Source organism: Streptomyces sp. S465 (genome assembly GCF_026898115.1).
In the GTDB taxonomy this organism is placed as follows: Bacteria; Actinomycetota; Actinomycetes; order Streptomycetales; family Streptomycetaceae; genus Streptomyces; species Streptomyces luomodiensis.
This window is the reverse complement of sequence record NZ_CP114036.1, coordinates 6,659,121-6,683,139: the sequence shown is the minus strand read 5'-3', so window position 1 is coordinate 6,683,139 and position 24,019 is coordinate 6,659,121. Positions and strand designations below refer to the sequence as shown.

Annotated in this window: 22 protein-coding genes and 1 pseudogene; 6 read left to right on the top strand and 17 right to left on the bottom strand. The window is 72.5% G+C overall.

The genetic code is table 11. The annotated features are described in order from the left end of the window. Window positions 1–35: 35 nt before the first annotated feature. Complete coding sequence (locus tag N6H00_RS28355) at window positions 36–434, bottom strand: hypothetical protein (protein ID WP_268974652.1); 399 nt, start codon at window positions 432–434, stop codon at window positions 36–38. A 229-nt stretch (window positions 435–663) separates the two neighbouring features. Between N6H00_RS28355 and N6H00_RS28350 the strand changes: the two genes are divergently transcribed. Further along, a complete protein-coding gene (locus tag N6H00_RS28350) occupies window positions 664–1,650 on the top strand; it encodes an LLM class flavin-dependent oxidoreductase (RefSeq protein ID WP_268974651.1) in 987 nt (328 codons plus the stop codon). Window positions 1,651–1,692: 42 nt separating this feature from the next. On the opposite strand, the gene N6H00_RS28345 is transcribed toward N6H00_RS28350, so the two are convergent. From N6H00_RS28345 to N6H00_RS28330, 4 genes are all read right to left on the bottom strand, one after another. Further along, the gene (locus tag N6H00_RS28345; RefSeq protein WP_268974650.1) at window positions 1,693–3,111 is read right to left on the bottom strand and encodes a sugar porter family MFS transporter; all 1,419 of its coding nucleotides are present in this window, start codon (window positions 3,109–3,111) and stop codon (window positions 1,693–1,695) included. 216 nt (window positions 3,112–3,327) lie between these two features. Beyond that, the gene (locus N6H00_RS28340; RefSeq protein ID WP_268974649.1) at window positions 3,328–7,317 is read right to left on the bottom strand and encodes an AAA family ATPase; all 3,990 of its coding nucleotides are present in this window, start codon (window positions 7,315–7,317) and stop codon (window positions 3,328–3,330) included. Between the two features lie 240 nt (window positions 7,318–7,557). Next, on the bottom strand, window positions 7,558–7,761 hold the full coding sequence (locus N6H00_RS28335; RefSeq protein ID WP_268974648.1) for a hypothetical protein: 204 nt from the start codon (window positions 7,759–7,761) through the stop codon (window positions 7,558–7,560). A 372-nt stretch (window positions 7,762–8,133) separates the two neighbouring features. Then, window positions 8,134–8,415 carry an acylphosphatase gene (locus N6H00_RS28330; RefSeq protein WP_268974647.1) on the bottom strand — a complete coding sequence of 94 codons (282 nt, stop codon included), beginning with the start codon at window positions 8,413–8,415 and terminating at the stop codon, window positions 8,134–8,136. A 191-nt stretch (window positions 8,416–8,606) separates the two neighbouring features. On the opposite strand from N6H00_RS28330, the gene N6H00_RS28325 reads away from it, so the two are divergent. Both N6H00_RS28325 and N6H00_RS28320 read left to right on the top strand, forming a co-directional pair. Then, window positions 8,607–9,506, top strand: coding sequence for a CAP domain-containing protein (locus N6H00_RS28325; RefSeq protein ID WP_443073060.1), 900 nt, complete (start codon window positions 8,607–8,609; stop codon window positions 9,504–9,506). Between the two features lie 83 nt (window positions 9,507–9,589). Beyond that, the gene (locus N6H00_RS28320) at window positions 9,590–10,063 is read left to right on the top strand and encodes a winged helix-turn-helix transcriptional regulator (RefSeq protein ID WP_268974645.1); all 474 of its coding nucleotides are present in this window, start codon (window positions 9,590–9,592) and stop codon (window positions 10,061–10,063) included. Here N6H00_RS28320 and mutM read toward each other — a convergent pair. From mutM to N6H00_RS28275, 9 genes are all read right to left on the bottom strand, one after another. Then, the gene (gene mutM / locus N6H00_RS28315; RefSeq protein ID WP_268974644.1) at window positions 9,979–10,914 is read right to left on the bottom strand and encodes a bifunctional DNA-formamidopyrimidine glycosylase/DNA-(apurinic or apyrimidinic site) lyase; all 936 of its coding nucleotides are present in this window, start codon (window positions 10,912–10,914) and stop codon (window positions 9,979–9,981) included. The two genes, N6H00_RS28320 and mutM, sit on opposite strands and share 85 nt — an antisense overlap. Window positions 10,915–11,039: 125 nt before the next feature. Beyond that, a complete protein-coding gene (gene rnc / locus N6H00_RS28310) occupies window positions 11,040–11,876 on the bottom strand; it encodes a ribonuclease III (RefSeq protein ID WP_268974643.1) in 837 nt (278 codons plus the stop codon). 19 nt (window positions 11,877–11,895) lie between these two features. Next, on the bottom strand, window positions 11,896–12,069 hold the full coding sequence (gene rpmF / locus N6H00_RS28305) for a 50S ribosomal protein L32 (RefSeq protein ID WP_009714764.1): 174 nt from the start codon (window positions 12,067–12,069) through the stop codon (window positions 11,896–11,898). A 2-nt stretch (window positions 12,070–12,071) separates the two neighbouring features. Continuing rightward, entirely contained in the window at window positions 12,072–12,662 is a 591-nt protein-coding gene (locus N6H00_RS28300) for a YceD family protein (protein WP_268974642.1), read from the bottom strand. Window positions 12,663–12,838: 176 nt separating this feature from the next. After that, entirely contained in the window at window positions 12,839–13,945 is a 1,107-nt protein-coding gene (locus N6H00_RS28295) for a cell division initiation protein (protein WP_268974641.1), read from the bottom strand. Window positions 13,946–14,068: 123 nt separating this feature from the next. Next, window positions 14,069–14,578 carry a pantetheine-phosphate adenylyltransferase gene (coaD, locus tag N6H00_RS28290; RefSeq protein ID WP_268974640.1) on the bottom strand — a complete coding sequence of 170 codons (510 nt, stop codon included), beginning with the start codon at window positions 14,576–14,578 and terminating at the stop codon, window positions 14,069–14,071. Further along, on the bottom strand, window positions 14,575–15,162 hold the full coding sequence (gene rsmD / locus N6H00_RS28285; protein ID WP_268974639.1) for a 16S rRNA (guanine(966)-N(2))-methyltransferase RsmD: 588 nt from the start codon (window positions 15,160–15,162) through the stop codon (window positions 14,575–14,577). Before rsmD ends, coaD begins: the two co-directional genes overlap by 4 nt. Window positions 15,163–15,308: 146 nt before the next feature. After that, entirely contained in the window at window positions 15,309–17,456 is a 2,148-nt protein-coding gene (gene recG, locus N6H00_RS28280; RefSeq protein WP_268977145.1) for an ATP-dependent DNA helicase RecG, read from the bottom strand. Between the two features lie 169 nt (window positions 17,457–17,625). Next, complete coding sequence (locus N6H00_RS28275; protein WP_268974638.1) at window positions 17,626–19,422, bottom strand: DAK2 domain-containing protein; 1,797 nt, start codon at window positions 19,420–19,422, stop codon at window positions 17,626–17,628. Between the two features lie 264 nt (window positions 19,423–19,686). Here N6H00_RS28275 and rpmB point away from each other — a divergent pair. Further along, window positions 19,687–19,797, top strand: a pseudogene (rpmB, locus tag N6H00_RS40605) (50S ribosomal protein L28); the annotation flags it as partial. A gap of 220 nt (window positions 19,798–20,017) precedes the next feature. Here the strand turns inward: rpmB and thiD are convergent. Further along, the gene (gene thiD, locus N6H00_RS28265) at window positions 20,018–20,845 is read right to left on the bottom strand and encodes a bifunctional hydroxymethylpyrimidine kinase/phosphomethylpyrimidine kinase (protein WP_268974637.1); all 828 of its coding nucleotides are present in this window, start codon (window positions 20,843–20,845) and stop codon (window positions 20,018–20,020) included. Window positions 20,846–20,951: 106 nt separating this feature from the next. Next, a complete protein-coding gene (locus tag N6H00_RS28260; RefSeq protein ID WP_268974636.1) occupies window positions 20,952–21,920 on the bottom strand; it encodes a thiamine-phosphate kinase in 969 nt (322 codons plus the stop codon). 137 nt (window positions 21,921–22,057) lie between these two features. Here N6H00_RS28260 and N6H00_RS28255 point away from each other — a divergent pair, with 137 nt between their 5' ends. After that, window positions 22,058–22,291 carry an Lrp/AsnC family transcriptional regulator gene (locus N6H00_RS28255; RefSeq protein WP_268974635.1) on the top strand — a complete coding sequence of 78 codons (234 nt, stop codon included), beginning with the start codon at window positions 22,058–22,060 and terminating at the stop codon, window positions 22,289–22,291. Window positions 22,292–22,353: 62 nt separating this feature from the next. Next, window positions 22,354–22,806 carry a DUF3515 domain-containing protein gene (locus tag N6H00_RS28250; RefSeq protein ID WP_268974634.1) on the top strand — a complete coding sequence of 151 codons (453 nt, stop codon included), beginning with the start codon at window positions 22,354–22,356 and terminating at the stop codon, window positions 22,804–22,806. A gap of 23 nt (window positions 22,807–22,829) precedes the next feature. On the opposite strand, the gene N6H00_RS28245 is transcribed toward N6H00_RS28250, so the two are convergent. After that, window positions 22,830–24,002 carry a D-alanine--D-alanine ligase family protein gene (locus N6H00_RS28245; RefSeq protein ID WP_268974633.1) on the bottom strand — a complete coding sequence of 391 codons (1,173 nt, stop codon included), beginning with the start codon at window positions 24,000–24,002 and terminating at the stop codon, window positions 22,830–22,832. Window positions 24,003–24,019: the final 17 nt, after the last annotated feature.

The window sequence follows — 24,019 nt, the reverse complement described above, 5'->3', positions numbered from 1 at the left end:
CGTATCGACCGGCGGCGGTGCCGAGGGGCGGGCTCTCACCACACGAGCAGCAGAACGGCGACGGCGATGGTCTCCGCCTCTCCGTAAGGCAGTCCGAACCGCATCAGGGCGAGCATGATGGGCTGCGCCGCCCAGACCTGGAGCGTGTCCAGGAAGTTGGCGAGCCGGTGTGCGTAGCGGCGCACCATCGCGGTCTCGCGGGGGCTGAGCCGGCTGAGCAGCTTGGCCAGCAGCGCGCCCCCGTGGCGCAGGGCGGTCACCAGCAGCCGCTGCCGGATGAGCCGCGCGGTGTCGGGGGCCGGGCCGGCGCCGGAGAAGAGCGCGGTCTTGGCGGATTCCAGGTATCCGGGGTCGCCGGCGGTCTGCCGGACCCGGATGATGAGGTCGTCGATGTCGGCCGCGGTGATGAGTGATTCCCCCGTGCTGATCGTCACGCGCCCCTCCTCGGATGGCGTATGCGGGCTGTGGCCCAGGTGGCGGGCCGGTCCTTACGATCGGCCGCCCCGCGTCCCAGGCGCATGAGTCATCCGTCCCGGCCGCGCCCGTGCGATGGGCCGAACGGCCCACGTAGGTGGCTATTTGACGATGCGTCAGCTACGGTCCGGCTGCCGCTTCCGCGACCCCGTTCCGCGACGAAGTTCCGCGCGAAGGAGGACATCCGCCATGCCCGTCACGGTCGTACGCCTCAACCTCGTCGATCCCGACGCGACCCCGCGCAGCCTGGCCGAGCGGTACCGCGCCGCCCTGGAGATGGCGGCCTTCGCCGATGAGCGGGGCGTCTCCACGCTTCAGACCGAGGAGCACCACGGGTCCCCCGACAACTGGCTGCCCGCCCCGCTGGCCTTCGCGGGCGCGCTGCTGGGCGCCACCCGCCGGATCACCGTCACCGTCTCGGCGCTGATCGTGCCGCTGTACGACCCGCTGCGGCTCGCCGAGGACCTCGCCGTGCTGGATCTGGCCGGCGGCGGGCGGCTGGTCACGGTGGCGGGGATCGGCTACCGGCCGGAGGAGTACGCGGCCCACGGCAAGGACTGGAAGGGGCGCGGCGCGCTACAGGACGAGGCGCTGGAGACGCTGCTCGCGGCCTGGACGGGCGAGCCCTTCGACTACCGGGGCCGCACCGTCCGGATCACCCCGCGCCCGTACACCCGGCCGCATCCGCCGCTGCTGGTCGGCGGCAGCTCGCGGGTCGCGGCGCGCCGCGCGGCCCGGCTCGGCCTGCCGTTCTTCCCGAGCGCGCATCTGCCGGAGCTGGAGGCGTACTACCACGCGCGGCGGGTGGAGTACGGCACCGAGGGCTGGTGCCTGATGCCCCCGGCGGTCACCCCGCTGCTGCACCTGTCCGAGGACCCGGAGCGGGCCTGGGCGCGGTACGGCACGCATCTGCTGTACGAGGCGCGCAGGTACGCGTCCTGGCAGCGGGGCACGGTGCGCTCGGCGGTGCGCTCGCGCGCGGAGGACGTGACGGCGCTGCGCCGGGAGGGCGTCTACCGCATCGTGACCCCCGAGGAGTGCGTGGCGTACGCGGCGGAGGGCGGCGACATGGCGAGCCTGGTGCTCCATCCGCTGTGCGGGGGGATGCCGGTGGAGGAGGGCTGGCGGTCCCTGCGGCTGTTCGCGGAACGAGTGCTGCCCCGCCTCAAGGACTGAGGCGGGGCAGTTCTCCTGATGCGAGGAGTGGGCGGCGGGGGGTTAGCCCATCTCCTCCAACGCCTTGCCCTTGGTCTCCGGCACCCACTTGAGGATGAACGGGATCGAGAGCAGGGCGAAGGCCGTGTACATGATGTACGTACCCGACAGGTTCCAGTCCGACAGGCTCGGGAAGCTGGCGGTGATGGCCCAGTTGGCGATCCACTGGGCGGAGGCGGCGACGCCGAGGGCGGCGGCGCGGATCTTGTTCGGGAACATCTCGCCGAGCAGGACCCAGACCACCACACCCCACGAGAGGGCGAAGAAGAGCACGAAGGCGTGGGCCGCGATCAGCGCCAGGACGCCCTGGGTGTGCGGCAGCTTGCCGTCGACCAGGTCCGCCGAGAAGGCCCAGGCCACCAGGGCCAGGGAGACCGTCATGCCCACGGAGCCGATGAGCGCGAGCGGCTTGCGGCCGATCCGGTCGACGAAGACCATCGCGATCACGGTGCCGAGGATGTTGATGATCGACGTGGTGAAGGAGTAGAAGAACGAGCTGCTCGGGTCGACGCCGACGGACTGCCACAGCGTCGAGGAGTAGTAGAAGGCCACGTTGATGCCGACGAGCTGCTGGAAGACCGAGAGCCCGATGCCGATCCAGACGATGGGCAGCAGCCCGAACCGGCCGCCGAGGAGGTCCTTGAAGGTCGACCTCTCCTCACTGCGCATGGCCTGGTCGATCTCGGCGACCCGCACATCGAGGTCCACGCTCTTGCCCTCGACCTCCTCCAGGACCTGCTTGGCCTGGTCGGTCCGGCCGACGGAGATCAGGTAGCGGGGCGACTCGGGAATGGCGAAGGACAGCAGTCCGTAGACGACGGCGGGGATCACCATGACGCCGAGCATCCACTGCCACGCCTCCAGCCCGGCGACCTTGCCGCGCTGTTCGTCGTCGGCGAGGTTGAGGATGCCCCAGTTGACGAGCTGGGAGACGGCGATGCCGACGACGATCGCGGCCTGCTGGAACGAGGCGAGCCGGCCGCGGTAGGCGGGCGGGGCGACCTCGGCGATGTAGGCCGGGCCGATCACCGAGGCCATGCCGATGCCGATACCGCCGAGCACTCGCCAGATCGCCAGGTCCCACAGCGAGAAGGGCAGTGCCGAGCCGACCGCGCTGATCGTGAACAGGACGGCGGCGATCTGCATGACGCGGATGCGCCCGATCCGGTCGGCTATCCGGCCCGCGGTGGCGGCGCCGATGGCCGAGCCGATCAGGGCGATGGCCACGACCTGGGCGAGGGCCGCGGAGCCGATGTCGTACTTGTCGCGGATGGCTTCGACCGCCCCGTTGATCACCGAGCTGTCGTAGCCGAAGAGGAATCCGCCCATCGCGGCGGCGGCGGTGATGAAGATGACATGGCCCAGGTGATCCGGCTGGGCCTTGCGGCCCTCGGCTCCCTGCGCCTGCGCGGTGGTGGACAACGTGAACTCCTGACGCCCGTCCGGCAGCGCTGCCGGACGTGGGGGGATGGCTGGCCCTTCCAGCGGAGGCTGCGAAGGAGCCGACCACCACTTGAAGGTAAAAGCAACGTTGCAGAGACTATTCCTTCAAGTTTCGAAGTCAATAGGGTGTGACCAAGAAGTCTCCCCAGCACACCGACACACCGGTTGATGTCTTGACTTCAAGTGTTGAAACGGTCACCGCAAGCGTTGGCTGATGACCTTGGAGACGCCGTCACCCTGCATGGAGACGCCGTACAGCGCGTCCGCGACCTCCATCGTCCGCTTCTGATGGGTGATCACGATCAGCTGGGACGCCTCCTGTAGCTCCTGCATGATCCGGATCAGCCGCTGCAGATTCGTGTCGTCGAGCGCCGCCTCGACCTCGTCCATCACGTAGAACGGGCTCGGCCGCGCCTTGAAGATGGACACCAGCAGGGCCACGGCGGTCAGCGAGCGCTCACCGCCGGACAGCAGCGACAGCCGCTTGACCTTCTTGCCCGGCGGCCGGGCCTCCACATCCACGCCCGTGGTCAGCATGTGCTCGGGGTCGGTCAGCACCAGCCGCCCCTCACCCCCCGGGAACAGCCGCGAGAAGACCCCTTCGAACTCGCGGGCGGTGTCCCGGTACGCCTCCGTGAAGACCTGCTCGACCCGCTCGTCGACCTCCTTGACCACCTGAAGGAGATCGGCCCGGGTCTTCTTGAGGTCCTCCAGCTGCTCGCTCAGGAACTGATGCCGCTCCTCCAGCGCCGCGAACTCCTCCAGCGCCAGCGGATTGACCTTGCCGAGCTGCTGGTACGCACGCTCCGCGGCCTTCAGCCGCTTCTCCTGCTGCGCCCGCACATACCGCACCGGCTGATTGCGCGGATGCTCGGGATCCTCGGGCAGCACCTCGCCCTCGGCGGGCGGGGACGGCGGGACGAGCTGGTCGGGGCCGTACTCGGCGATCAGCCCGGCCGGTTCGACGCCCAGCTCCTCCAGCGCCTTGGCCTCCAGCTGCTCGATCCGCAGCCGCTTCTCCGCGCCCAGCACCTCACCCCGGTGCACCGAGTCGGTCAGCTTGTCCAGCTCGCTCTTGAGGTCACGGCCCTGGGCGCGGGCCGCGTCCAGCTCCCGTTCGCGCTCGGCCTTGGCGCGCTCCGCGGCGTCCCGCTCCTGCCCGGCCCGTTCCAGCGACACCTCGACATGCGCCAGCAGCTGACGGGCACCGGCGGCCACCGCGGAGGCCACCCGCGCCTCGTGGCGCAGCCGGGCGCGCCGCTGCTCGGCGCGCGCCCGTGCCTCACGCTCGGCGCGCGCGCCCCGGTCGAGCGCGTCGGCCCGCCCCGCGAGCCCCTTGACACGCTCCTCATGCGTACGGACCTGGAGCCGCGCCTCCATCTCGGTCTGCCGCGCGTTGGCGCCGTCGGCCGCCAGCCGGTCCCGTACGGAGGTGTCCGGCTCCTCCTGGCCCGGTTCCTCCTCCGCCACGGCGAGCCGCTCGGCCAGCTCCTCCGCCTCCTCCGTCGCCCGCTCCAGCGCCTCCTCGGCCCTGGCGACGGCCGCGGCCGTCCGCTCGGCCTCCCCGGCGGCCCCGCGGGCCTGTCCCGCCAGCCGCCCCAGCGACTGCGCGACCCGCGACTTCTCCCGGTCCGCCGCGCTCCGCCGGCTCGCGAGCTCCTCGACCAGTTCCCGGCACTCGGCCCGCCGCTCCTGCGCCGCGCGCTGCGCCGCGGCCAGCTCCGCACACCGTACGGCGAGCCGCTCGAGCTCCGCCGCCGCCTCGTCGACGGACGCCTGCACCTCCAGCAGCGTGGGCGCCCCGGCGGACCCGCCCTGCGCGAAGTGCGCCCCGAGCAGATCGCCCTCGGCGGTCACGGCCGTCAACTCCGGCCGCAGCACGACGAGTTCCTCGGCCTCCTCCAGGGTCCTGACCACCACCATGCCGTCGAGCAGCCGCCTTACGGCCGCCACCAACCCGGCGGGCCCGCCCACCAGATCCACCGCCCGCACCGTCCCCCCGGTGGCGCCGGACCCGGGCGGACTCGCCTCTCCGGCGGGACGCGGCACCGCCACGGAGGGCTCCCCCGTCCCCCGCCCCTCGCCGGTGTCGGCGACGACGCCCACGCCGGCGCCCGGCGCCCCGGCCGGGGACACCGGACCGGCACCCTCGACGCGCGTCCCCGGTACGACGGGGCCGCCCTCACCCGCGCCGGGCCGCTCCCCCGCCGGCTCGGCGGCGGGCCGCGACGTGCCCGGCACGCCCGGCTCCAAAGCGGTAGCCGAGGCACCCGGCCGCGCCGCGGCCGTGGCGTCCCCCGCGCCCGGGAAGGCGTCCGCCGGACCCTTTGGGGCACGCGTCCCGGGCACGACGTCGGGGCCGTCACCCGGAGCGGGCCCGCCGTCGGGCCCGGGAGACGGCTCACCGGAGCCGCCCGGCCCCGGCGCGGCGGCGGCAGGGGCGGCGGTCGGGCCGTCGGAGGCGGCGGCCGGGGCCAGGAGGAGGGCGGCGCGGCCGGCGTCGTCGGCGCGCAGGAGGCGGATCGCCTCGGCCGCCGCACGGGGGCCGGTGACGGCGATGGCGTCGGCGGCGGCGCCCAGGGCCGCGGCGACGGGGACCTCGAAGCCCGGGGTGACGGTGAGGAGTTCGGCGGCGGGGCCCAGGAGTCCGCCGAGGCGGTCGGCGGCCGCCAGCAGGGCGCCCGTGCCGTCCTTACGGCGCAGCCCGAGGGCGAGGGCGTCATGGCGGGCGGAGGTCGCGGCGCGTTCGCGCTCGGCGGCCGTGGCGGCCTCGCGGGCCGCGCTCAGCGCGGCCTCCGCCTCGGCCAGCTCGCGCTTCGCGGCCTCATGGCGCTGCGCCAGTTCCACGTCATCCGCGTCGAGTCCGTCGACCTCCGCCTTGAGCTGCTCGTACTCCTCCTGCGCCGCGACCGCCCGGGTCTGTGCCTCGTCGCGGGAGGCGACCAGCCGCTCGATCTCGGCGCGCGCCGAACCGGCCCGGCCACGGGCCGCGTTCACCTGACCCTGCAGCCGGGCGAGCCCTTCGCGGCGGTCGGCGATGGCGCGGGCCACGTCCTTGAGACGGCGCTCCTCCTCCGCCAGGCTGCGCTCGAGCTCGGCCCGGTGCGCCACGGTGTCCTCCAGGGCCCGGCTCGCCGCCTCCAGGGCGGCCTCCAGCTCGGCCTCCTGCTCCCGGATGCGGGCCGCCTCGCGCTCCATGTCCTCCGGGTCGCGGCCGCGCCGCTCCTCCCCCGGGGCGGAGGTGGCGCTCTTGACCCGGGCGTCCGCCAGGCTGATCGTGCCGCGCACCCGCTCGGCGAGCTGCGAGAGCTCGTACCAGGTCTGCTGGGCGTCCCGGAGCCGGGGCGCGAGCCGCCGCACGTGCTCCTCCAGCGCCGCCTCGCGCTGCTGTGCGGCGCGCAGCTCGTCCTCCGCGGCCTCCTTGCGCCGCTTGAGTTCGGCCTCGTCGGCGATCTCGGCCCGCAGCGCCTCGCGCAGGGTCACCAGGTCGTCGGCGAGCAGCCGCAGCCGGGCGTCGCGCAGATCGGCCTGGATGACGGCGGCCCGCCGGGCCACCGCGGCCTGCCGGCCGAGCGGCTTGAGCTGGCGGCGCAGCTCGTCGGTGAGGTCCTGGACGCGTGCGAGGTTGGCCTGCATCGCGTCCAGTTTCCGCAGCGCCTTCTCCTTGCGCTTGCGGTGCTTGAGGACGCCCGCGGCCTCCTCGATGAAGGCGCGGCGGCCGGTCGGGTCGGCGTGCAGCACCCCGTCGAGCTGGCCCTGCCCGACGATGACGTGCATCTCACGGCCGATACCGGAGTCGGAGAGCAGCTCCTGGATGTCCAGCAGCCGGCAGGTGTCCCCGTTGATCTGGTACTCGCTGCCGCCGTTGCGGAACATGATCCGCGTGATGGTGACCTCGGCGTAGTCGATGGGCAGCGCGCCATCGGCGTTGTCGATGGTGAGCGAGACCTCGGCACGGCCGAGCGGGGGACGGCCGGTGGTCCCGGCGAAGATGACGTCCTCCATCTTCCCGCCGCGCAGGGACTTGGCACCCTGTTCGCCCATGACCCAGGAAAGGGCGTCCACGACATTGGACTTGCCCGAGCCATTGGGGCCGACGACGCAGGTGATACCCGGCTCGAACCGGAGCGTCGTGGCGGAGGCGAAGGATTTGAACCCTCGCAGGGTCAGGCTCTTGAGATGCACGCCTTTGGACTCTACCCGCCGCCCTTCCTCCGGCACCGTCCCGCGAAGGCGGCGCCGCGCGCCCGTCCCGGCTTTTTCTCGGTTTCAGCAATGATCGGTTTCACCGCTGGGAGAGAGGGGCACATCAGTCGGTAAGGGTGGCACGGAGGCAGCACCGGGGATACGACGAAGGGACGCCGAGGCGTCCCTTGAAGATTCTCAAGCGGCTGACGATGCAGCCCGACCGGCCCTAGGGCTGGGTCAGGCGAGCGCAGGCTCCGCCTGGGATACGTCGATGCTTTCGAGCAGCGAGTCGCGACGAGCGGCGGCGGACAGAGCGTCGTTCTCGGCCTGGATCCGGATAAGCTCGGATTCAAGATCCTGAACGCGCTGCTGAAGCCGTCGCATCTCGGCGAGGACTCGGGGGTCGGAGCCGCCGACGTAACCGAGAAGCGCCTTTGCCATGATGGATGGTCCTCCACAATGAGTGACCGACCGAAGCGGTGTGGGTCGTGAGGGATTTGCACCCGCGATGCCTGCCGAATTACTACCGTGCTGCGCGGCAAACAGTTAAGGTGCGCGGGGCTTCCAGCGTCTCACCAATTGGTTTGAGGGTCAACACGATCACACGCCGACGGGGCCGCGGGGGTCGATAGCACACCGGCGGCGGACTGTGCGAGCCCTCTGCGGAGGGTCCGTGGCGGTCAGGGGATCTTCCGTGACTCCGCAGCCTTCCACGGAGCGGCGCCGTTGGCAACCATCAGCCCGTTTCCGCTCACCGTGCGCACGGAAGGCATGGTCGGCGGGGTGTCGCGGAGGGTGCCTCCGGTGAGTTGATCAACGGATCTCGAAGGTGTCGTAGCCACCGCGCGGTGTGTCCCAGATCTCGGTGATTCCCTCGACGCGCCCCGGCGTGTCGCCGTCCCGAAGCCATTCGAGCAGCTGTTCGCATTCCGCGCGCGGGCCCTCCGCGACCACCTGCACCCGCCCGTCGGCGAGGTTGGAGGCAAAGCCGACGAGGCCCCCGATGCGCAGTGCGTTGGCCCGGGTGTACCAGCGGAAGCCGACGCCCTGGACGCGGCCACGGACCCACACGGTGAGGCGGACTCTCTCGTTCATACGCGAACGCTAACCCCCCGCGCGAGCAGCCGCTAAGCCGTCGATTTGCCCACGGGACACGCGCGTTGGGGCCCGAATGGCGTACAGTCCCGGCTCAACGAGCCTCACCCACACGAGTGGTACATGACTCGCGCACACGAGTGACACATTTCGAGTGACCCTTGACGCCGAGCTCACAAGGAAGGCAGGAGATGGGCCGCCATCGACGATCTGCCCCCGGTACCGCGGCGCAGACGGCCGCCGCAGGCCGCCACCGGGGACCGCAGCGGGGCCCGCTCGCTCCGGTCCGGACCGGACTGTTGGGCGTGTCCGCCGCTGTCGCGGTCGGCGCGGTGGCGATGGCCTCCGGACTGGTTCCCGGAGGCGACTACAAGCTGGGCGGGGGCAATGACTCCGCCGGACAGGTGCAGGCGGGCGGCCCCCCGGCAGGGCTGGAGACGCAGGGCTCGCAGTCCGCGGCCCCCACGGGACGCAGCACGGCACCGGCCGGCCGTGCCGACGACCGCTCTCCCATACCCTCCACGACTCCCTCCAAGACGCCCAAACCCTCCGGGACGCCGTCCGCCACGCCCTCGGGGCAGCCGGGGTCCTCCGGGACCGGCCGATCCGGCGACGACGGCGAGGGCGGCTCGAAGGGCGGGGGCGGGGCCCCGTCCCGTACGCCCACGACGGAGCCGACCGCGTCCGCGCCCCCGGCGGAGTCGGCCGGCGCGGAGACCGCCGCGGAGGCGGAGGTCCTCGCGCTCGTCAACGAGGAGCGCGAGCGGACCGGCTGCGCCCCCGTGACGGCCGATCCCCAACTCGCCCAGCTGGCCGAGGACTTCAGCGAGGACATGTCCCTGCGGCAGTTCTTCGACCACATCAACCCCGACGGCGACAGCCCCTGGGACCGCGCCGAGAGCGCGGGCATCCTGGACCTGGGCGGGGAGAACATCGCCCGCGGCCAGTCGGACGCACAGGCCGTGATGGACTCCTGGATGAACAGTTCCGGCCACCGCGCCAACATCCTCAACTGCTCGTTCAAGCGGATGGGCGTCGGCGCGCACTTCGGCACCGGCGGGCCCTGGTGGACCCAGGACTTCGGCTACTGAACCCATGCAGCGGCCGTCCCAGCATGCTCACCAGCCGAAAGCGCTCCCCTTAAGTCAGCGCTGAGGGCGCGTATGGTGTCGTCATGGACAGTGAACGCACCGGCGATGTGTCCTCCACGGCGGACGTGGCGGACCTGGCCTTCGACGTGTTCGCCCGCGCCTGCCCCTCGCGCGGCACGCTGGAGCATGTCACCGGCAAATGGGGCGGCCTCATCCTGGGCGCGCTCCGCGAGGGCACCTTCCGCTTCAACGAGCTGCGGCGGCGGGTCGACGGCGTCAGCGAGAAGATGCTGTCCCAGACGCTCCAGGCGCTGGAGCGCGACGGCCTGGTGCACCGCGAGGCGCAGCCGACCAACCCCCCGCGGGTGGACTACCGGCTGACCCCGCTGGGCGGCGCGATCGCCGAGCGGCTGCTGGCCCTGATCAATCTGGTCGAGGACCGGATGCCCGAGGTGCTCACGGCCCGGGAGCGCTACGACGCGGCGCGCGCCGAAAGCGGTGCGGCGGCCGGGCGGGATGCCGGACGGGCCGCGGTGGCCGGGCGCGGCGGGCGCTGACAGCGCGGGCAGAAGTAGCTGGAGCGGTTCATCCAGGGGCGGCGGCGCAGCGCGGTGCCGCAGCGGCGGCACGGCTCGTCCTCCCGGCCGTACGCGTCCAGGGAGCGCTCGAAGTACCCCGACTCGCCGTTCACATTGACATAGAGGCTGTCGAAGCTGGTGCCGCCGACGGCCAGCGCCGCGGTCATCACCTCGCGCACATGGCCGAGGAGTTCGGCGCTGCGCGGGCGGGTGAGGGTGGCCGTGGGCCGGTCGTAGTGCAGCCGGGCGCGCCACAGCGCCTCGTCGGCGTAGATGTTGCCGACCCCGCTGATCAGCGACTGGTCCAGCAGGGCGCGCTTGATCGTGGTGCGACGGCGGCGCAGCGCGGTGTGGAAGGCCGCCTCGTCGAAGGCGGGGTCCAGCGGGTCGCGCGCGATGTGCGCGATGACGTCCGGCCGTCCCTCCAGGTCGCCGGGGACGGTGTTGTGCAGGGAGAGTCCGCCGAAGGTGCGCTGGTCGACGAAGCGCAGCTCGGTGCCCGCGTCGTCGGCGAAGCGGACCCGGATGCGCAGATGCTTCTCGTCGGGGGCCTCGGCGGGCTGGACCAGCAGCTGCCCGCTCATCCCGAGATGGGCCAGGACGGACTCGGCGGCGGCGCCGTCGTCGTCGAACGGCAGCCACAGGTACTTGCCGCGGCGGCGGACGGTCCCGGTGCGGCGGCCCCTGAGGCGGGCCGCGAAGTCCTCCGGGCCGCCGAGGTGGCGACGGACCGCGCGGGGGTGCAGCACCTGGACCTCGGCGACCGTACGGCCGCTGACCCAGCGCTCCAGTCCGCGGCGGACCACCTCGACCTCGGGCAACTCGGGCAACGGGGGCCTCCTTGGCCTTGAGCCCTCACCGCCCCCGGGCGGAACGGCCGGGCGGGCCGTCCGCCACGGGGGCGGGGAGAGGCGTTACGGACGTGCGGACGGTGCGGTAGGGGTCGGAAGGGCGATCAGCGTGCCGTGGAGGCCGTGTCGGCGGCGGCTCCGCCGTCCGCCGCCGTGGCCGTGGTTGTGGCGTCGGCCTCCTTGGCCTTCGCCTGGGCCTCGTCGGCAGCCGCGCGGATCGCGCGCCAGGCGGCCTCGGCCGCCTGCTGCTCGGCTTCCTTCTTGCTGCGGCCGGTGCCGGTGCCGTACGCGACACCACCGACGCGGGCGGCAGCCGTGAAGGTCTTCTCGTGGTCCGGCCCGGTCTCGGAGACCAGGTACTCCGGGACCCCGAGACCCTCGGTGGCGGTCAGCTCCTGGAGGCTGGTCTTCCAGTCCAGGCCGGCGCCGAGGTTCGAGGACTTCTCGATCAGCGGGTCGAAGAGCCGGTGCACCAGCTCCGCCGCGGCGTCGAGTCCCCGGTCGAGATAGACCGCTCCGATCACCGCTTCAAGGGTGTCGGCGAGGATGGAAGCCTTGTCCCTGCCGCCCGTGCCCTCTTCGCCCCGGCCGAGCCGGATGAAGGCGCCGAGGTCGAGGCCGCGGCCCACTTCCGCGAGCGCGCGCGAGTTGACCACCGCGGCCCGCAGCTTGGCCAGCTGGCCCTCGGGCAGGTCGGGGTGGATGCGGTACAGCGTGTCGGTGACCACCAGGCCGAGCACCGAATCCCCGAGGAATTCCAGCCGCTCGTTGGTGGGCAGCCCGCCGTTCTCGTACGCGAAGGAGCGGTGGGTCAGCGCACGCACCAGAAGGGCGGACTCGAGCTGGTACCCGAGCCGCCCTTCCAGGATCGTGTGGGACGAGGCCGTGTCCGCCTGGGACGCTTCACCGCGCTTGCGCGGGGGCGTAGTGGCGTCTGACATAGAGCCTGTCACCCGCCGATCAGACCTCGAGGACCTGGCGGCGGTTGTAGGTGCCGCAGCTCGGGCACGCGATGTGCTGCTGCTTCGGCTCGTGGCAGCGCTCGCACGCCACCAGGGTGGGGACCGCAGCCTTCCACTGCGACCGGCGGTGGCGCGTGTTGCTGCGCGACATCTTCCGCTTCGGAACAGCCACGGCTACTTCTCCTGTGAGTCATCCCCGCGCTCGCGGGGTGCGTTGTCCTTCTCGCCGTCCCTGATGGTCTCGGCGAGTCCCTGCAGTGCCGCCCAACGGATGTCGGTGGCGTCGTGGTGGTGGTCCGGGTCGTCCGCGAGCCGCGCGCCGCAGTCGGCACACAGCCCCGGGCAGTCCTCCCGGCACACCGGCTGCAGCGGCAGTGCGAGCACCACCGCGTCGCGCAGCACGGGCTCGAGGTCGAACAGGTCGGCCTCGAGGAAGAGCATGTCCTCCTCCTCGGCGTCGTCGCCGGTGTCCGCGTGGCGGCTCCGGTCGTCGGCGTCGGGGTAGGAGTACATCTCCTGGAAGTCCACTTCGAGCTCTCGCTCCAGCGGCTCCAGACACCTTACGCACTCCCCCGTCAGCGGCGCACGGGCGGTGCCTGTGACAAGCACCCCTTCCATGACCGACTCCAGGCGGAGGTCCAGCTCCACGGTCGCGCCCTCCCGCACCCCGATGACCTCGATGCCGAGGTCCTTCGGGGCCGCCACGGAACGGGAGACCCTTTTGAGCGCACCGGGACGGCGGCCCAGCTCACGCGTGTCGAACACGAGAGGGGCGCGGTGGTCGAGGCGGGCGTTCAGGGCTTCCTGCTTTCTACGCTGCGGCGGACCGCCCGATCACCTGCTACGAAACGGGCAGCCGAGATCGCGGACGTACGCGCGACCGAAGAGCCAGGATACTGGACGGGCCGCCGTAGACCCAATCCGCCCGGTGGGGACGGGCGCTACCGGCCCTGCTCGTACTGGCGGAGCTGATCGAGGTCGATCATGCTCGTGTCGAAGAGGCTGGTCTCGTCGAGCGTGGCCCCCGGCTGCTGCTGATGATGCTGGTGCTGCTGCTCGTGCTGCTGATGGTGCTGGTGCTGGTGCTGCTGGGGGACGGCGTAGCCCGCGTTCGGATCGTAGCCCTGGGCCTGGGCCTGCTGCTGCCAGGCGTAGGCGTCCTGCTGATAGCCGCCCTGCGCGGCGTAGGGGTCCTGCTGCGGGACGTAGCCCTGCTGCGGGTAGCCGTACGCGTCCTGCTGCTGGTAGCCCGCGGTGGCGGCGTAGTACGCGGCGTCGGCGGCGGCCTGGTCGGGCTGGGCGACCGGCTGGGCGACGGCCGCCTGGGACTGGGCCAGGTCCGCCAGATAGTCGTCGTCGGTGGTCCGCAGGGCCATGCCCGCCTCGTCCTGGGCCGCCATATGGGCGCCGAGCTCATCGATGGGCCGGGCGCCGAGCAGCTTCTGGCGGCCCCGGCCCACCGCCTCCAGGGTCTTGACGAGGACCGCCGAGACGGCCCCGAGCTTGGTGTCCACGTACTCGTCGGCGCGCTGCCGCAGGGTCGCCGGGTCGGCGCTGCGCTCCGGCCCCTCCTCGGGGTGCCCGAGGCCGTCCTCGCCGCCGGGGGCGCGGCCGAGCAGCTTCTCCCGGCCGCGGTCGACCGAGCCGATCGTCTTGGTGAGCACGACCTCGAAGTTGGCCAGCTTGCTGTCGACGTAGTCGTCGGCCTCGACGCGGATCTCCTCGGCCTCCCGGCGGGCCTCGGCGAGGATCCGGTCGGCCTCCGCCTGGGACTTGCGCACCAGCTCGGTGTCCGAGATCAGCGAGGTGCGCTCGGCGTGCGCGGACTCGATGATCCGCTCGGCCTCCCGGCGGGCCTCCTCGACCATCTGGTCCCGGCCGCCGATCAGCTCCTGGGCGTGGGCCAGGGAGTCCGGGAGGGCCGCGCGCACCTCTTCCAGCATGGCGAGCAGCTCGGCGCGGTTGAGCACGCACGAGGCCGACATGGGCATGGACCGGGCGCTGCCGACGGTGTCGACGATCTCGTCGAGCTTCTTCTGCACGTCCACTGTGGGTGCTCGCAGACTCTCTGGATGCGGATGGGAACGGAGGACAACGAACGGGACGACTGTACGGCCAGCGGGCCTCTTCCCGACAGCCACTGACGCCCCGTCAGCCGGCCCCGCCGGCCGCTACTTCCTGCCGAGCCGCTCGGAGAGGGCCTCCAGGACCACCGGGGGCACCAGGTGGGAGACGTCACCGCCCCAGGCCGCGACCTCCTTGACCAGGCTGGAGGACAGGAAACTGTAGGTGGGGTTGGTGGGCACGAACAGCGTCTCCACGCCGGAGAGGCCGTTGTTCATCTGGGCCATCTGGAGCTCGTAGTCGAAGTCGCTGACGGCCCGCAGCCCCTTGACGATCGCGGGGATGTCCCGCTGCTTGCAGAAGTCGACGAGGAGCCCGTGGAAGGACTCCACCTGAACGTTTCCGTACTCCTCGGTGGTCTTGCGGAGGAGGTCCATCCGCTCCTCCACCGTGAACAGGCCCTGCTTGGACTTATTGATCATCACGGCGACGTGCACGACGTCATAGAGCTTGGAGGCACGGGCGATGATGTCGAGGTGTCCATTGGTGACGGGGTCGAACGACCCCGGACAGACTGCGCGGCGCAACGGAAGTTCCTCGCTCTCGGGTCCGGTCATGACGCGTTCTCGCACGTCGAGGCGGCGCGACCGTACCAAAGCGTCCCCTCGCCGTAGCGACGGGCCCGCAGCCCCTCAAATCCGGCCGGCCACCCGAATTCCCCGCCTCGTGTGCTGCGCTCAACGGTGGCCAGCGCGTCCGGAGCGAGCCAGCCCTTCCCCAGGAGTGTGAGCAGGATCTCCCGGATTTCGCCGTCGGTGACCGCGTACGGCGGATCCAGGAAAACGACGTCGTACGGACCGGTGACGGGGGCCTGTCCGGCGATGGTCTGTTCGGCCCGGCCGGTGCGCAGCTCCGCGCCGGGCAGACCGAGCGCCCGGACGTTCTGCCGGATCGTACGGGCCGCCCGCGGGTCGGACTCGACCAGCAGCACATGGGCGGCGCCGCGGGACAGCGCCTCCAGGCCGACCGCGCCGGAGCCGCCGTACAGGTCGAGGACGCGGGTCCCGTCCAGCGAGCCGAGCAGCGACTCCCAGGTGGAGAACAGGCCCTCTCGCGCCCGGTCCGAGGTGGGTCGGGTGCCGTTTCCCGGCGGCACGGCCAGGCGGCGGCCGCCGGCCGCTCCGGCGATCACGCGGGTCATGGGTGGTGGCAGTCCTTCGCGGTGGTCGGGGCAGCGGCGCACCCCGCCCGTCCGGGCAGGCCGCCGCACCTCCACGATATGGCGTCCGGCGGCGGGCGGTGGCCGCGCGCTCCCCCTGCGGGCTCAGCCCCTGTCGAGACGCGGGCTCAGCCCTTGTCGAGGAACTCCTCGCGCTCCTTGTCCAGCAGGGCGTCCAGCGCGGTCCGCAGCTCCGGGTATCCGGCCAGCTCCGGATCGGCGGCGACGATCGTGGCGGCCTCCTCCCGGGCCGCCGCGATGACCTCCTCGTCGTCGATGACGGCCAGCACCCGCAGCGAGGAGCGGACCCCGGACTGGGCCTGGCCGAGCACATCGCCCTCCCGGCGCTGCTCCAGGTCGATCCGGGACAGCTCGAAGCCGTCGAGCGTGGCCGCGACCGCGCCCAGCCGCGCCCGTGCGGGGCTGCCCTCGGGCATGTCGGTCACCAGCAGACACAGCCCGGCGGCCGAGCCACGGCCGACCCGGCCGCGCAGCTGGTGCAGCTGGGAGACGCCGAACCGGTCGGCGTCCATGATCACCATGGCGGTGGCGTTGGGGACGTTGACCCCGACCTCGATGACGGTCGTGGCCACCAGGACGTCCACCTCACCCGCGGCGAAGCGGCGCATCACCTCGTCCTTGGCCTCGGGCGGCATCCGCCCGTGCAGCACCTCCACCCGCAGATCGCGCAGCGGGCCCTTGGTGAGCTGCTCGGCGACGTCGACCACGGCCAGCGGCGGCCGCTTCTCGGCATCGTCCTCGGGGCTCTTGTCCTTCGCCGCCTTGGACTCGTCCTCCTCGTCCCCGATCCGGGGGCACACCACGTACGCCTGGTGCCCGGCGGCCACCTCCTCGCGCACCCGCTCCCAGGCGCGGGTCAGGAAGTGCGGCTTGTCCTTGGCGGGCACCACATGGGAGGCGATCGGGGAACGGCCCGAGGGCAACTGGTCCAGGACGGAGGTCTCCAGGTCGCCGAAGACGGTCATGGCGACGGTGCGCGGGATCGGGGTGGCCGTCATCACCAGCAGATGCGGGGGCTGCTTGCCCTTGGAGCGCAGCGCGTCGCGCTGCTCGACCCCGAAGCGGTGCTGCTCGTCGACGACCACCAGACCCAGGTCGTGGAACTGGACCTTGTCCTCGATCAGGGCATGGGTGCCGATCACGATCCCCGCCTCGCCGGTGACCAGGTCCAACAGCGCCTGGCGGCGGGCCGCGGCGCCCATCGAGCCCGTGAGCAGCACCACCTTGGTGCCCCGCTCCGCACCGCCCAGCATGCCCCCCTCGGCCAGCTCGCCCATCATCTCCGTGATCGAGCGGTGGTGCTGCTGGGCGAGCACCTCCGTGGGCGCGAGCATCGCCGCCTGTCCCCCGGCGTCCACCACGCCGAGCATCGCGCGCAACGCGACCATGGTCTTCCCCGAGCCGACCTCGCCCTGGAGCAGCCGGTGCATGGGGTGCTCGGTGGCGAGGTCGGCGAAGATCTCCTCGCTGACCCGGCGCTGACCCTCGGTGAGGGTGAAGGGCAGCCGGGCGTCGAAGGCGGTCAGCAGCCCGTCCGGGGCGGGCTTGCGGGGCGCCGCGGGCAGCTGGGCGTCGGCCCGCCGCCGCCGGGCGAGCGCCACTTGCAGGACGAACGCCTCGTCCCACTTCAGACGGTCCCGGGCCCTGGCGATATCGGTCTTGGTGCGCGGTCGGTGGATCTGGCGCAGCGCCTCGGGAAGCGTGGCCAGCCCCCGGCCCTCGCGGAGGCTCTCGGGCAGCGGGTCGACGAGCCCGGCCAGCGCGGCCTCCTCGTGGCCCACCGGACCCAGCACGGTGTCGACGGCCTGCTGGATCTGCCAGGACTCCATCTGCTTGCACGCCGGGTACAGCGGCAGCAGCTGGTTGGCGAACGCCTCCACGGCGTCCGCGCCGCTCTCCGCGCCCAGCGTCTTGAACTCCGGGTGGGCCAGCTGCCGCTTGCGGTTGAAGACCGAGACCTTCCCGGCGAACATCGCGCGGGTGCCGGGCTGGAGCTCCGCCTTCGGCTTGTGGACGCCCTTGCCGAAGAAGACCAGCTGGAGGCGGCCGCTGCCGTCGGTGATGGTGACCTCCAGCCGCCGGCCCCGGCCGCCGTTGAACGTGTGCACCCGGGCGTCGGCGACCTGCGCCACGACGGTCACATGCTCGTCCAGGGGCAGATCGGACAGCCGGGTCAGCTCACCGCGCTCTGCGTACCGCCTCGGGTAGTGGTGCAGCAGATCGCCGACGGTGTGCAGGTCGAGATGGTCGGCCATCACCTTCGCGGTGTTGCCGCCCAGGACCTTCTTCAGGGGTTCATCCAGCACGGGCACCCGTCCATTGCACACCACGGGACCGACAAGCGGGATGATGCAGCGGCCGGGGCCGGGCGCCGGGCTCGTTCGATGCCTCTTCGACGCCTCGGGCGCGTTCGATGCCTTGGGCTCATTCGATGCCTATGATCAGCGGTGCGGTGGGCTGACCGCCGTGGTAAACGACCGTGTCGACGGCGAAGTGCCCCTCCCGCACATGGCGTTCCAGCCGTTCGGCGACCTCGTCCGGAAGGCCCGCGCCGAGCACCAGGGTGACCATCTCGCCGCCCGACGCCAGCATCCGGTCCAGCACCGTCTCGGCGGTCGCGGCCAGCTCCGAGCCGATCACCGCCACATCACCGTCGATCATGCCCAGGACGTCCCCGGCCTGGCACACCCCGGCCATGGTCCAGGACTGGTGTTCGGCGACGGCCAGTTCCGCGTAGCGGGTGGCGCCGGCGGCCGAGGTCATGGCGACCACGTCCTCGTCGAAGCTGCGGCCGGGCTCGTGGACGGCGAGCGCGGCGATGCCCTGGACGGCGGAGCGGGTGGGGATCACCGCGGCCCGTACGCCCTCGGCGCGGGCCTGGGCCGCCGCGGCGGCGGCCGTGTGGTGCAGCTCGGTGCCGTTCGGCAGCAGTACGACCTCCCGGGCGTCGGTCCGGCGGATCGCGTCGACCAGCTCGCCGCTGGCGGGCGGCTCGTCGGGGCGGGTGGCGACCGCGGTCGCGCCGGCCTCGGCGCACAGTGCGGCGAGGCCGTCGCCGGGGACGACGGCGACCACGGCGCGGCCCGCGCGCTCGGCGCGCGGGGCACCGGTGGGGCCCTGGGAGCCGGGCTGGTCCGGCAGGACGACGGCCGGGTCCGGCCGGTCCGGACCGTCGGCGCCCGCCTTACGGACGGCGGCGCCGCCGAAGTGGGTGATCCGGACCCGGTACGGGCGCCCGGCCTGGATACCCGCCTCCACGGCCGCCCCCGCGTCGTCCACGTGCACATGCACATTCCACAGACCGTCCCCGCCGACGATCACCAGGGAGTCGCCGAGGGCGTCCAGCCGCTTCCTCAGGGCGGTCACGGCCGTGTCGTCGGCCTCCAGGAGGTAGATCACCTCGAAGGCGGGTCCGCCATCCGGGGCGCCGTCGGCGGGGCAGCCCGCGGGGTCGTGTCCGTCGGCCGCCGCGGGCGGGCGGATGCCACGGCGGGGCCGGACCGGCGCGAGCGCGGCGGGGGCCTCGCCCGACAGGGCCTCGGCGAGCCCGCCCAGGACCGTCACCAGGCCGTAGCCGCCCGCGTCGACCACCCCCGCGCGGCCGAGGACGTCGAGCTGGCCGGGGGTGGCCTGGAGCGCCGCACGGGCGCCCTCGTAGGCCGCGCGGGCCACGGTGGCGATGTCGCCCGTGGCGCGCTCCGCGCCCTCGGCGGCGGCCACGGCGACCGTAAGGACGGTGCCTTCCACGGGGTGCGCGACGGCCAGATAGGCGAGGTCGACCGCGCGCCGCAGCGCTCGGCGCAGGTCATCGGCCTCGCCCCGGCCGACGGCGGGAGCGTCCCCGTCGCCGCCTTTGCCTCCGCCTTCATCCCCGTCTCCCGGCGCCTGGCCGTCCGCCAGGACGTCCGCCATACCGCGCAGCAGCTGCGCCAGGATCGTGCCGGAGTTGCCCCGCGCGCCGATCAGGGCGCCATGGGCCATCGCGCGCACCACATCGGCGAGGGTGGGACGGGAGGCGGCGGCCGAGGCGGCGTGGCCGTTGAAGGCGGCGTCGACGGCCTGGGCGGCGGACTCGACGGTCAGATACAGATTGGTGCCGGTGTCCCCGTCCGCGACCGGATAGACATTGATCGCGTCGATGTCCGCGCGGGCCCGGCCCAGCGCGTCCAGCGCCAGCCCGCACCACATCCGTACCGCATCGGCGTCGAGCGTGTGCGGCACGTAACGTCCTCCTCGGAGGCTGCTGGGGCGGGGTCGGGCGGCGCGTCATCGCAGGGTAGTCGCCGCCCTCGGCGGGGGCCGGGCCAGCCATGATAGTTTCGTTGTACGGGAGTGGCCGTTGTATGCTGCTCCGGTTGCCCGATGCGAATCGGGCCATTCCCCCAGGCGCCGCCGATCCTCCACGATCCAGGCAACGCCCGGGGCATCCGTCAAGTGTCCTGTCTCCTCGCGGGAAGCGAGGCTGACCCGTCTTTGGAGTAACCCGTGGCTGCCAACTGCGACGTCTGCGGCAAGGGGCCGGGCTTCGGCAACAACATCTCGCACTCGCACCGCCGCACCCGCCGTCGTTGGAACCCCAACATCCAGACGGTGCGCGCTGTGGTCGGTCGCACCCCGAAGCGGCTCAACGTCTGCACCTCGTGCATCAAGGCCGGCAAGGTCTCGCGCTAGTCGCCCGGCCTCCCCGCTGGAGCGGGATCCGGTCGCCTGAGCCGGTCCACCACTGGTGTGGACCGGCTCCGTGTTTTCCGGCTCGGTTCCCCCGGGCACCGCTGGGAGGCACCCCCCGGCCGGAAGACCCGGACCCCTGTAGTCGCTAGCGCGGCCAGCCGTGGTCGACCGGTCCGATCCCCGCGCCCAGGGGGAAGCCTGCCGCGATGGCGCCCGTGACGTAGTCCTTGGCCGCCGTGACAGCCTGGGGAACCTCGTACCCGCCCGCCAGATACGTGGCGATCGCCGCCGCGAGGGTGCACCCCGTGCCGTGCGTATGGCGGTTGTCGTGGCGGGGCGCCCGCAACCAGTGCTCCTCGGTGCCGTCCGTGAGCAGGTCCACCGCCTCGTCGCCGGGCAGATGGCCGCCCTTGATCAGCGCCCAGCGCGGTCCATGGGCCAGCACCGCCCCGGCCGCCCGCCGCTGGTCGCCCTCCGTCTCCACCCGGACGCCGGTGAGCTGGGCCACCTCGTCCAGGTTGGGCGTGGCGACGGTCGCGGTCGGCAACAGCTTCGTACGGACCGCGTCGAGCGCCTCGGCGGCCAGCAGCGGATCGCCGTGCTTGGAGACCCCGACCGGATCGACGACCACCGGCACGGAGAGGTCCGCCAGCAGCGCGGCGACGGTCTCGACCAGTTCGGCGGTCGCCAGCATGCCGGTCTTGACCGCCTGGACGCCGATGTCGTCGACCACGCTGCGGAACTGGGCGCGCACGGCCTCGGCGGGCAGCTCCCAGGCGCCCTGGACGCCCAGTGAGTTCTGCGCCGTCACCGCGGTGATCACGCTCATGCCGTGGCCGCCCAGGGCCAGCATCGTCTTCAGATCGGCCTGGATGCCCGCACCGCCGCCGGAGTCCGATCCGGCGACGGTGAGCACGCGCACGGGTGCCGAGTCGTCCTGGGAGGGGCGGGGGACACGGGGAGGTATGGCCATATGGCCGAATCTACCCGGCCCTCCCGGCGCCCCCACGCGGCGCCCTTATCGTCTGCTCGGCGCCCTCACCGTCTCACCCGGCGCCCCCGCCCGGCGTCCTTACCGTCTACTCGGCGCCCTTACCGTCGCCGAAGTGGTCCCAGCCCCCGTGTGTCCAGGGAGCTCCGTCCACCGTCACCTGGGGCAGCGCCGAGGGGTTCAGCACCTCGCCGATCACCTTCCAGCGGGCCGGCAGCTTGGCGTCGGGCGGGAAGGTGGCCACGATCGCGTGGTCCTCTCCCCCGCTGAGCACCCACTGCAGCGGATCGACGCCCACCGCCTGGCCGATGTCCGACATCTGCGTGGGGATGTCGATGTCCCCCGAGCGCAGATCGATGCGGACCTTGCTGGCCTCCGCGATATGCCCGAGGTCGGCCACCAGTCCGTCGCTCACATCGGTCATCGCGGTCGCGCCGAGCCCGGCGGCGGCGGGCCCGGCGTGGTACGGCGGCTCCGGCCGGCGGTGCGCCTCGACGAAGGCCCGCGGCGAGCGGAAGCCGCGGGAGAGTACCGCGTGCCCGGCCGCCGACCAGCCCAGCCAGCCGGTGACGGCGACAACGTCGCCGGGCTGGGCACCGGATCGGGTGACCGGTTCGTGGTTGCGCAGATCACCCAGTGCGGTGATCGCGACGGTGATGGTCTCCCCGCGCACCACATCGCCGCCGACCACGGCCGCGCCCGCCACCTGGCATTCGTCGCGGATGCCGTCCATCAGCTCGGTCGGCCAGGTCACCGGGAGATCGGCGGGGACGACCAGGCCGAGCAGCAGGGCGGTCGGCACCGCGCCCATCGCCGCGATGTCGGCCAGGTTCTGGGCCGCGGCCTTACGGCCCACGTCATAGGCGGTGGACCAGTCCCGGCGGAAGTGCCGGCCCTCCAGCAGGAGGTCCGTACTGGCCACGACCCTCCGGTCGGGCGCGGCCACGACCGCGGCGTCGTCACCCGGACCCAGCCTCACCGCCGGGGTGCTGGTGAGCCGGGACGTGAGCTCTCTGATGAGCCCGAACTCCCCCAACTCGCCCACGGTGCCCTTCATCCCATCGCCCCTTCGTGCTCGTGGCCGCTTGCCCGCCGCGCCGCGCTCCCCGCGCGGGTCTCCCCGCGCCGCATGACGACGCGGTACCGTGGCGTCCCTTCTCTCCACATGATCCTCGTAGCCGCCCTGGAGGTTCCGTGGTACAGGCGTACATCCTGATCCAGACCGAGGTCGGCAAGGCCTCGGCCGTGGCCGACGTCATCGCCAAGCTTCCCGGAGTGATACAGGCGGAGGACGTCACGGGCCCCTACGACGTGATCGTGCGCGCCCAGGCCGAGACGGTCGATGAGCTCGGCCGCATGGTGGTCGCGAAAGTCCAGCAAGTGGACGGCATCACCCGCACCCTGACCTGCCCGGTCGTCCATCTCTAGCTCCCCCGTATGCTCGGCCGGTGAATTCCGCACACCGTAGTCTCACCCGAAGGCTCGTTCCGTTGGCCGCCACCGTGGCGCTCGCTCTGGTGCCGGTGGCGGGTTGCTCCTTCGCCAAGGACTCCGGCGACGCCGAAGTGCCGGTCCCCACCCCGTCCCCGCAAGCGGTGGCGATATGCCGGGCGCTGCACAAGGAACTGCCGGGGACCGTGAACGGGCTCGAGCGGCGCACCGCCGAGCCCGCCTCGGACTACACCGCCCTATGGGGCGACCCCGCCGTGCGGCTGCGCTGCGGGGTCCCCCGGCCGGAGGCGATGACCTCCGCGACCGAGTCGGTCGAGGTGAACGGCGTCGATTGGCTCCCGGAGAAGCAGAAGGACGGCTACCGCTTCACCACCGTACTGCGCCGGGCATACGTCGAGGTCACCGTGCCCGGGAAGTACGCCCCCGAGATCAACGTCCTGCTCGACCTCGCCCACGCCGTCAAGGAGACGGTGCCCAAGGGCGTGGCCTAGGTGCGCCGGCCGGCGGGAGCGGCCTAGCGCAGCCCCGTCGAGCGGCGCAGCGCGGCCTGGAGCAGCCGGTCCACCAGCTCGGGATAGCTCACACCGCTTTCCTGCCACATGCGCGGGTACATCGAGATCGGGGTGAAGCCGGGCATCGTGTTGATCTCGTTGATCACGAACTCGCCGCTGTCCAGCAGGAAGAAGTCGGCCCGGACCAGCCCCTCGCAGGACGCCGCGTCGAAGGCGGCCACCGCGAGCTCCTGGACCCGCCGGGTCTGCTCCTCGGTGAGCGGCGCGGGCACGATGCCGTCCGCGGAGTCGATGTACTTCGCCTCGAAGTCGTAGAAGGCGTGGGAGGAGACCGGCGGGATCTCGGCGGGCACGCTGGCCCGCGGCCCGTCCTCGTACTCCAGCACCCCGCATTCGATCTCGCGGCCGCGCAGCAGCGCCTCCACGATGACCTTCGGGTCGTGGCGCCGGGCCTCCTCGATGGCCGCGTCCAGGTCCGCCGCGTTCTCGACCTTGCTGATGCCGAAGGACGAGCCGGCGCGCGCGGGCTTCACGAAGAGCGGCCAGCCGTGCTCCTCGGCGAACTCCACGATCCTGCGGCGGGCGGCGGAAGGATCCTGCTCCCAGGCCCGGGGGCGGATCACCTCGTACGGGCCGACGGGCAGCCCGAAGGAGACGAACACCCGCTTCATGTACTCCTTGTCCATGCCCACGGCGGAGGCGAGCACCCCGGCGCCCACATAGGGCACCCCGGACAGCTCCAGCAGCCCCTGGAGGGTGCCGTCCTCACCGTACGGGCCGTGCAGCATGGGGAAGACGACGTCGACGTCGCCCAGCACCTTGGGCACCGCGCCCGGCTCGCTGTAGACGACCTCGCGGTTCCCCGGGTCGACCGGGAGGACGACCGAACCCTCGCTGGACTCGGCGAGCCGTTCGACGCTGGGCAGCTCGCGGCCCGCGATGGCCATCCGCTCGGGCTCGTCGGCGGTCAGCGCCCAACGGCCGTCCACGGTGATGCCGATCGGCAGCACGTCGTACTTCTCGCGGTCGATGGCGCGCAGCACGGCGCCGGCGGTGACCACCGAGATGGCGTGCTCGGAGCTGCGGCCGCCGAAGACGACGGCGACGCGCGGCTTCCGCCGCTCACCTCCGGAGGAAGCCGGAACAGGGCCTGGGGAAGGGGTCTGGCTGCTCATATCGCGTTGAGATTACC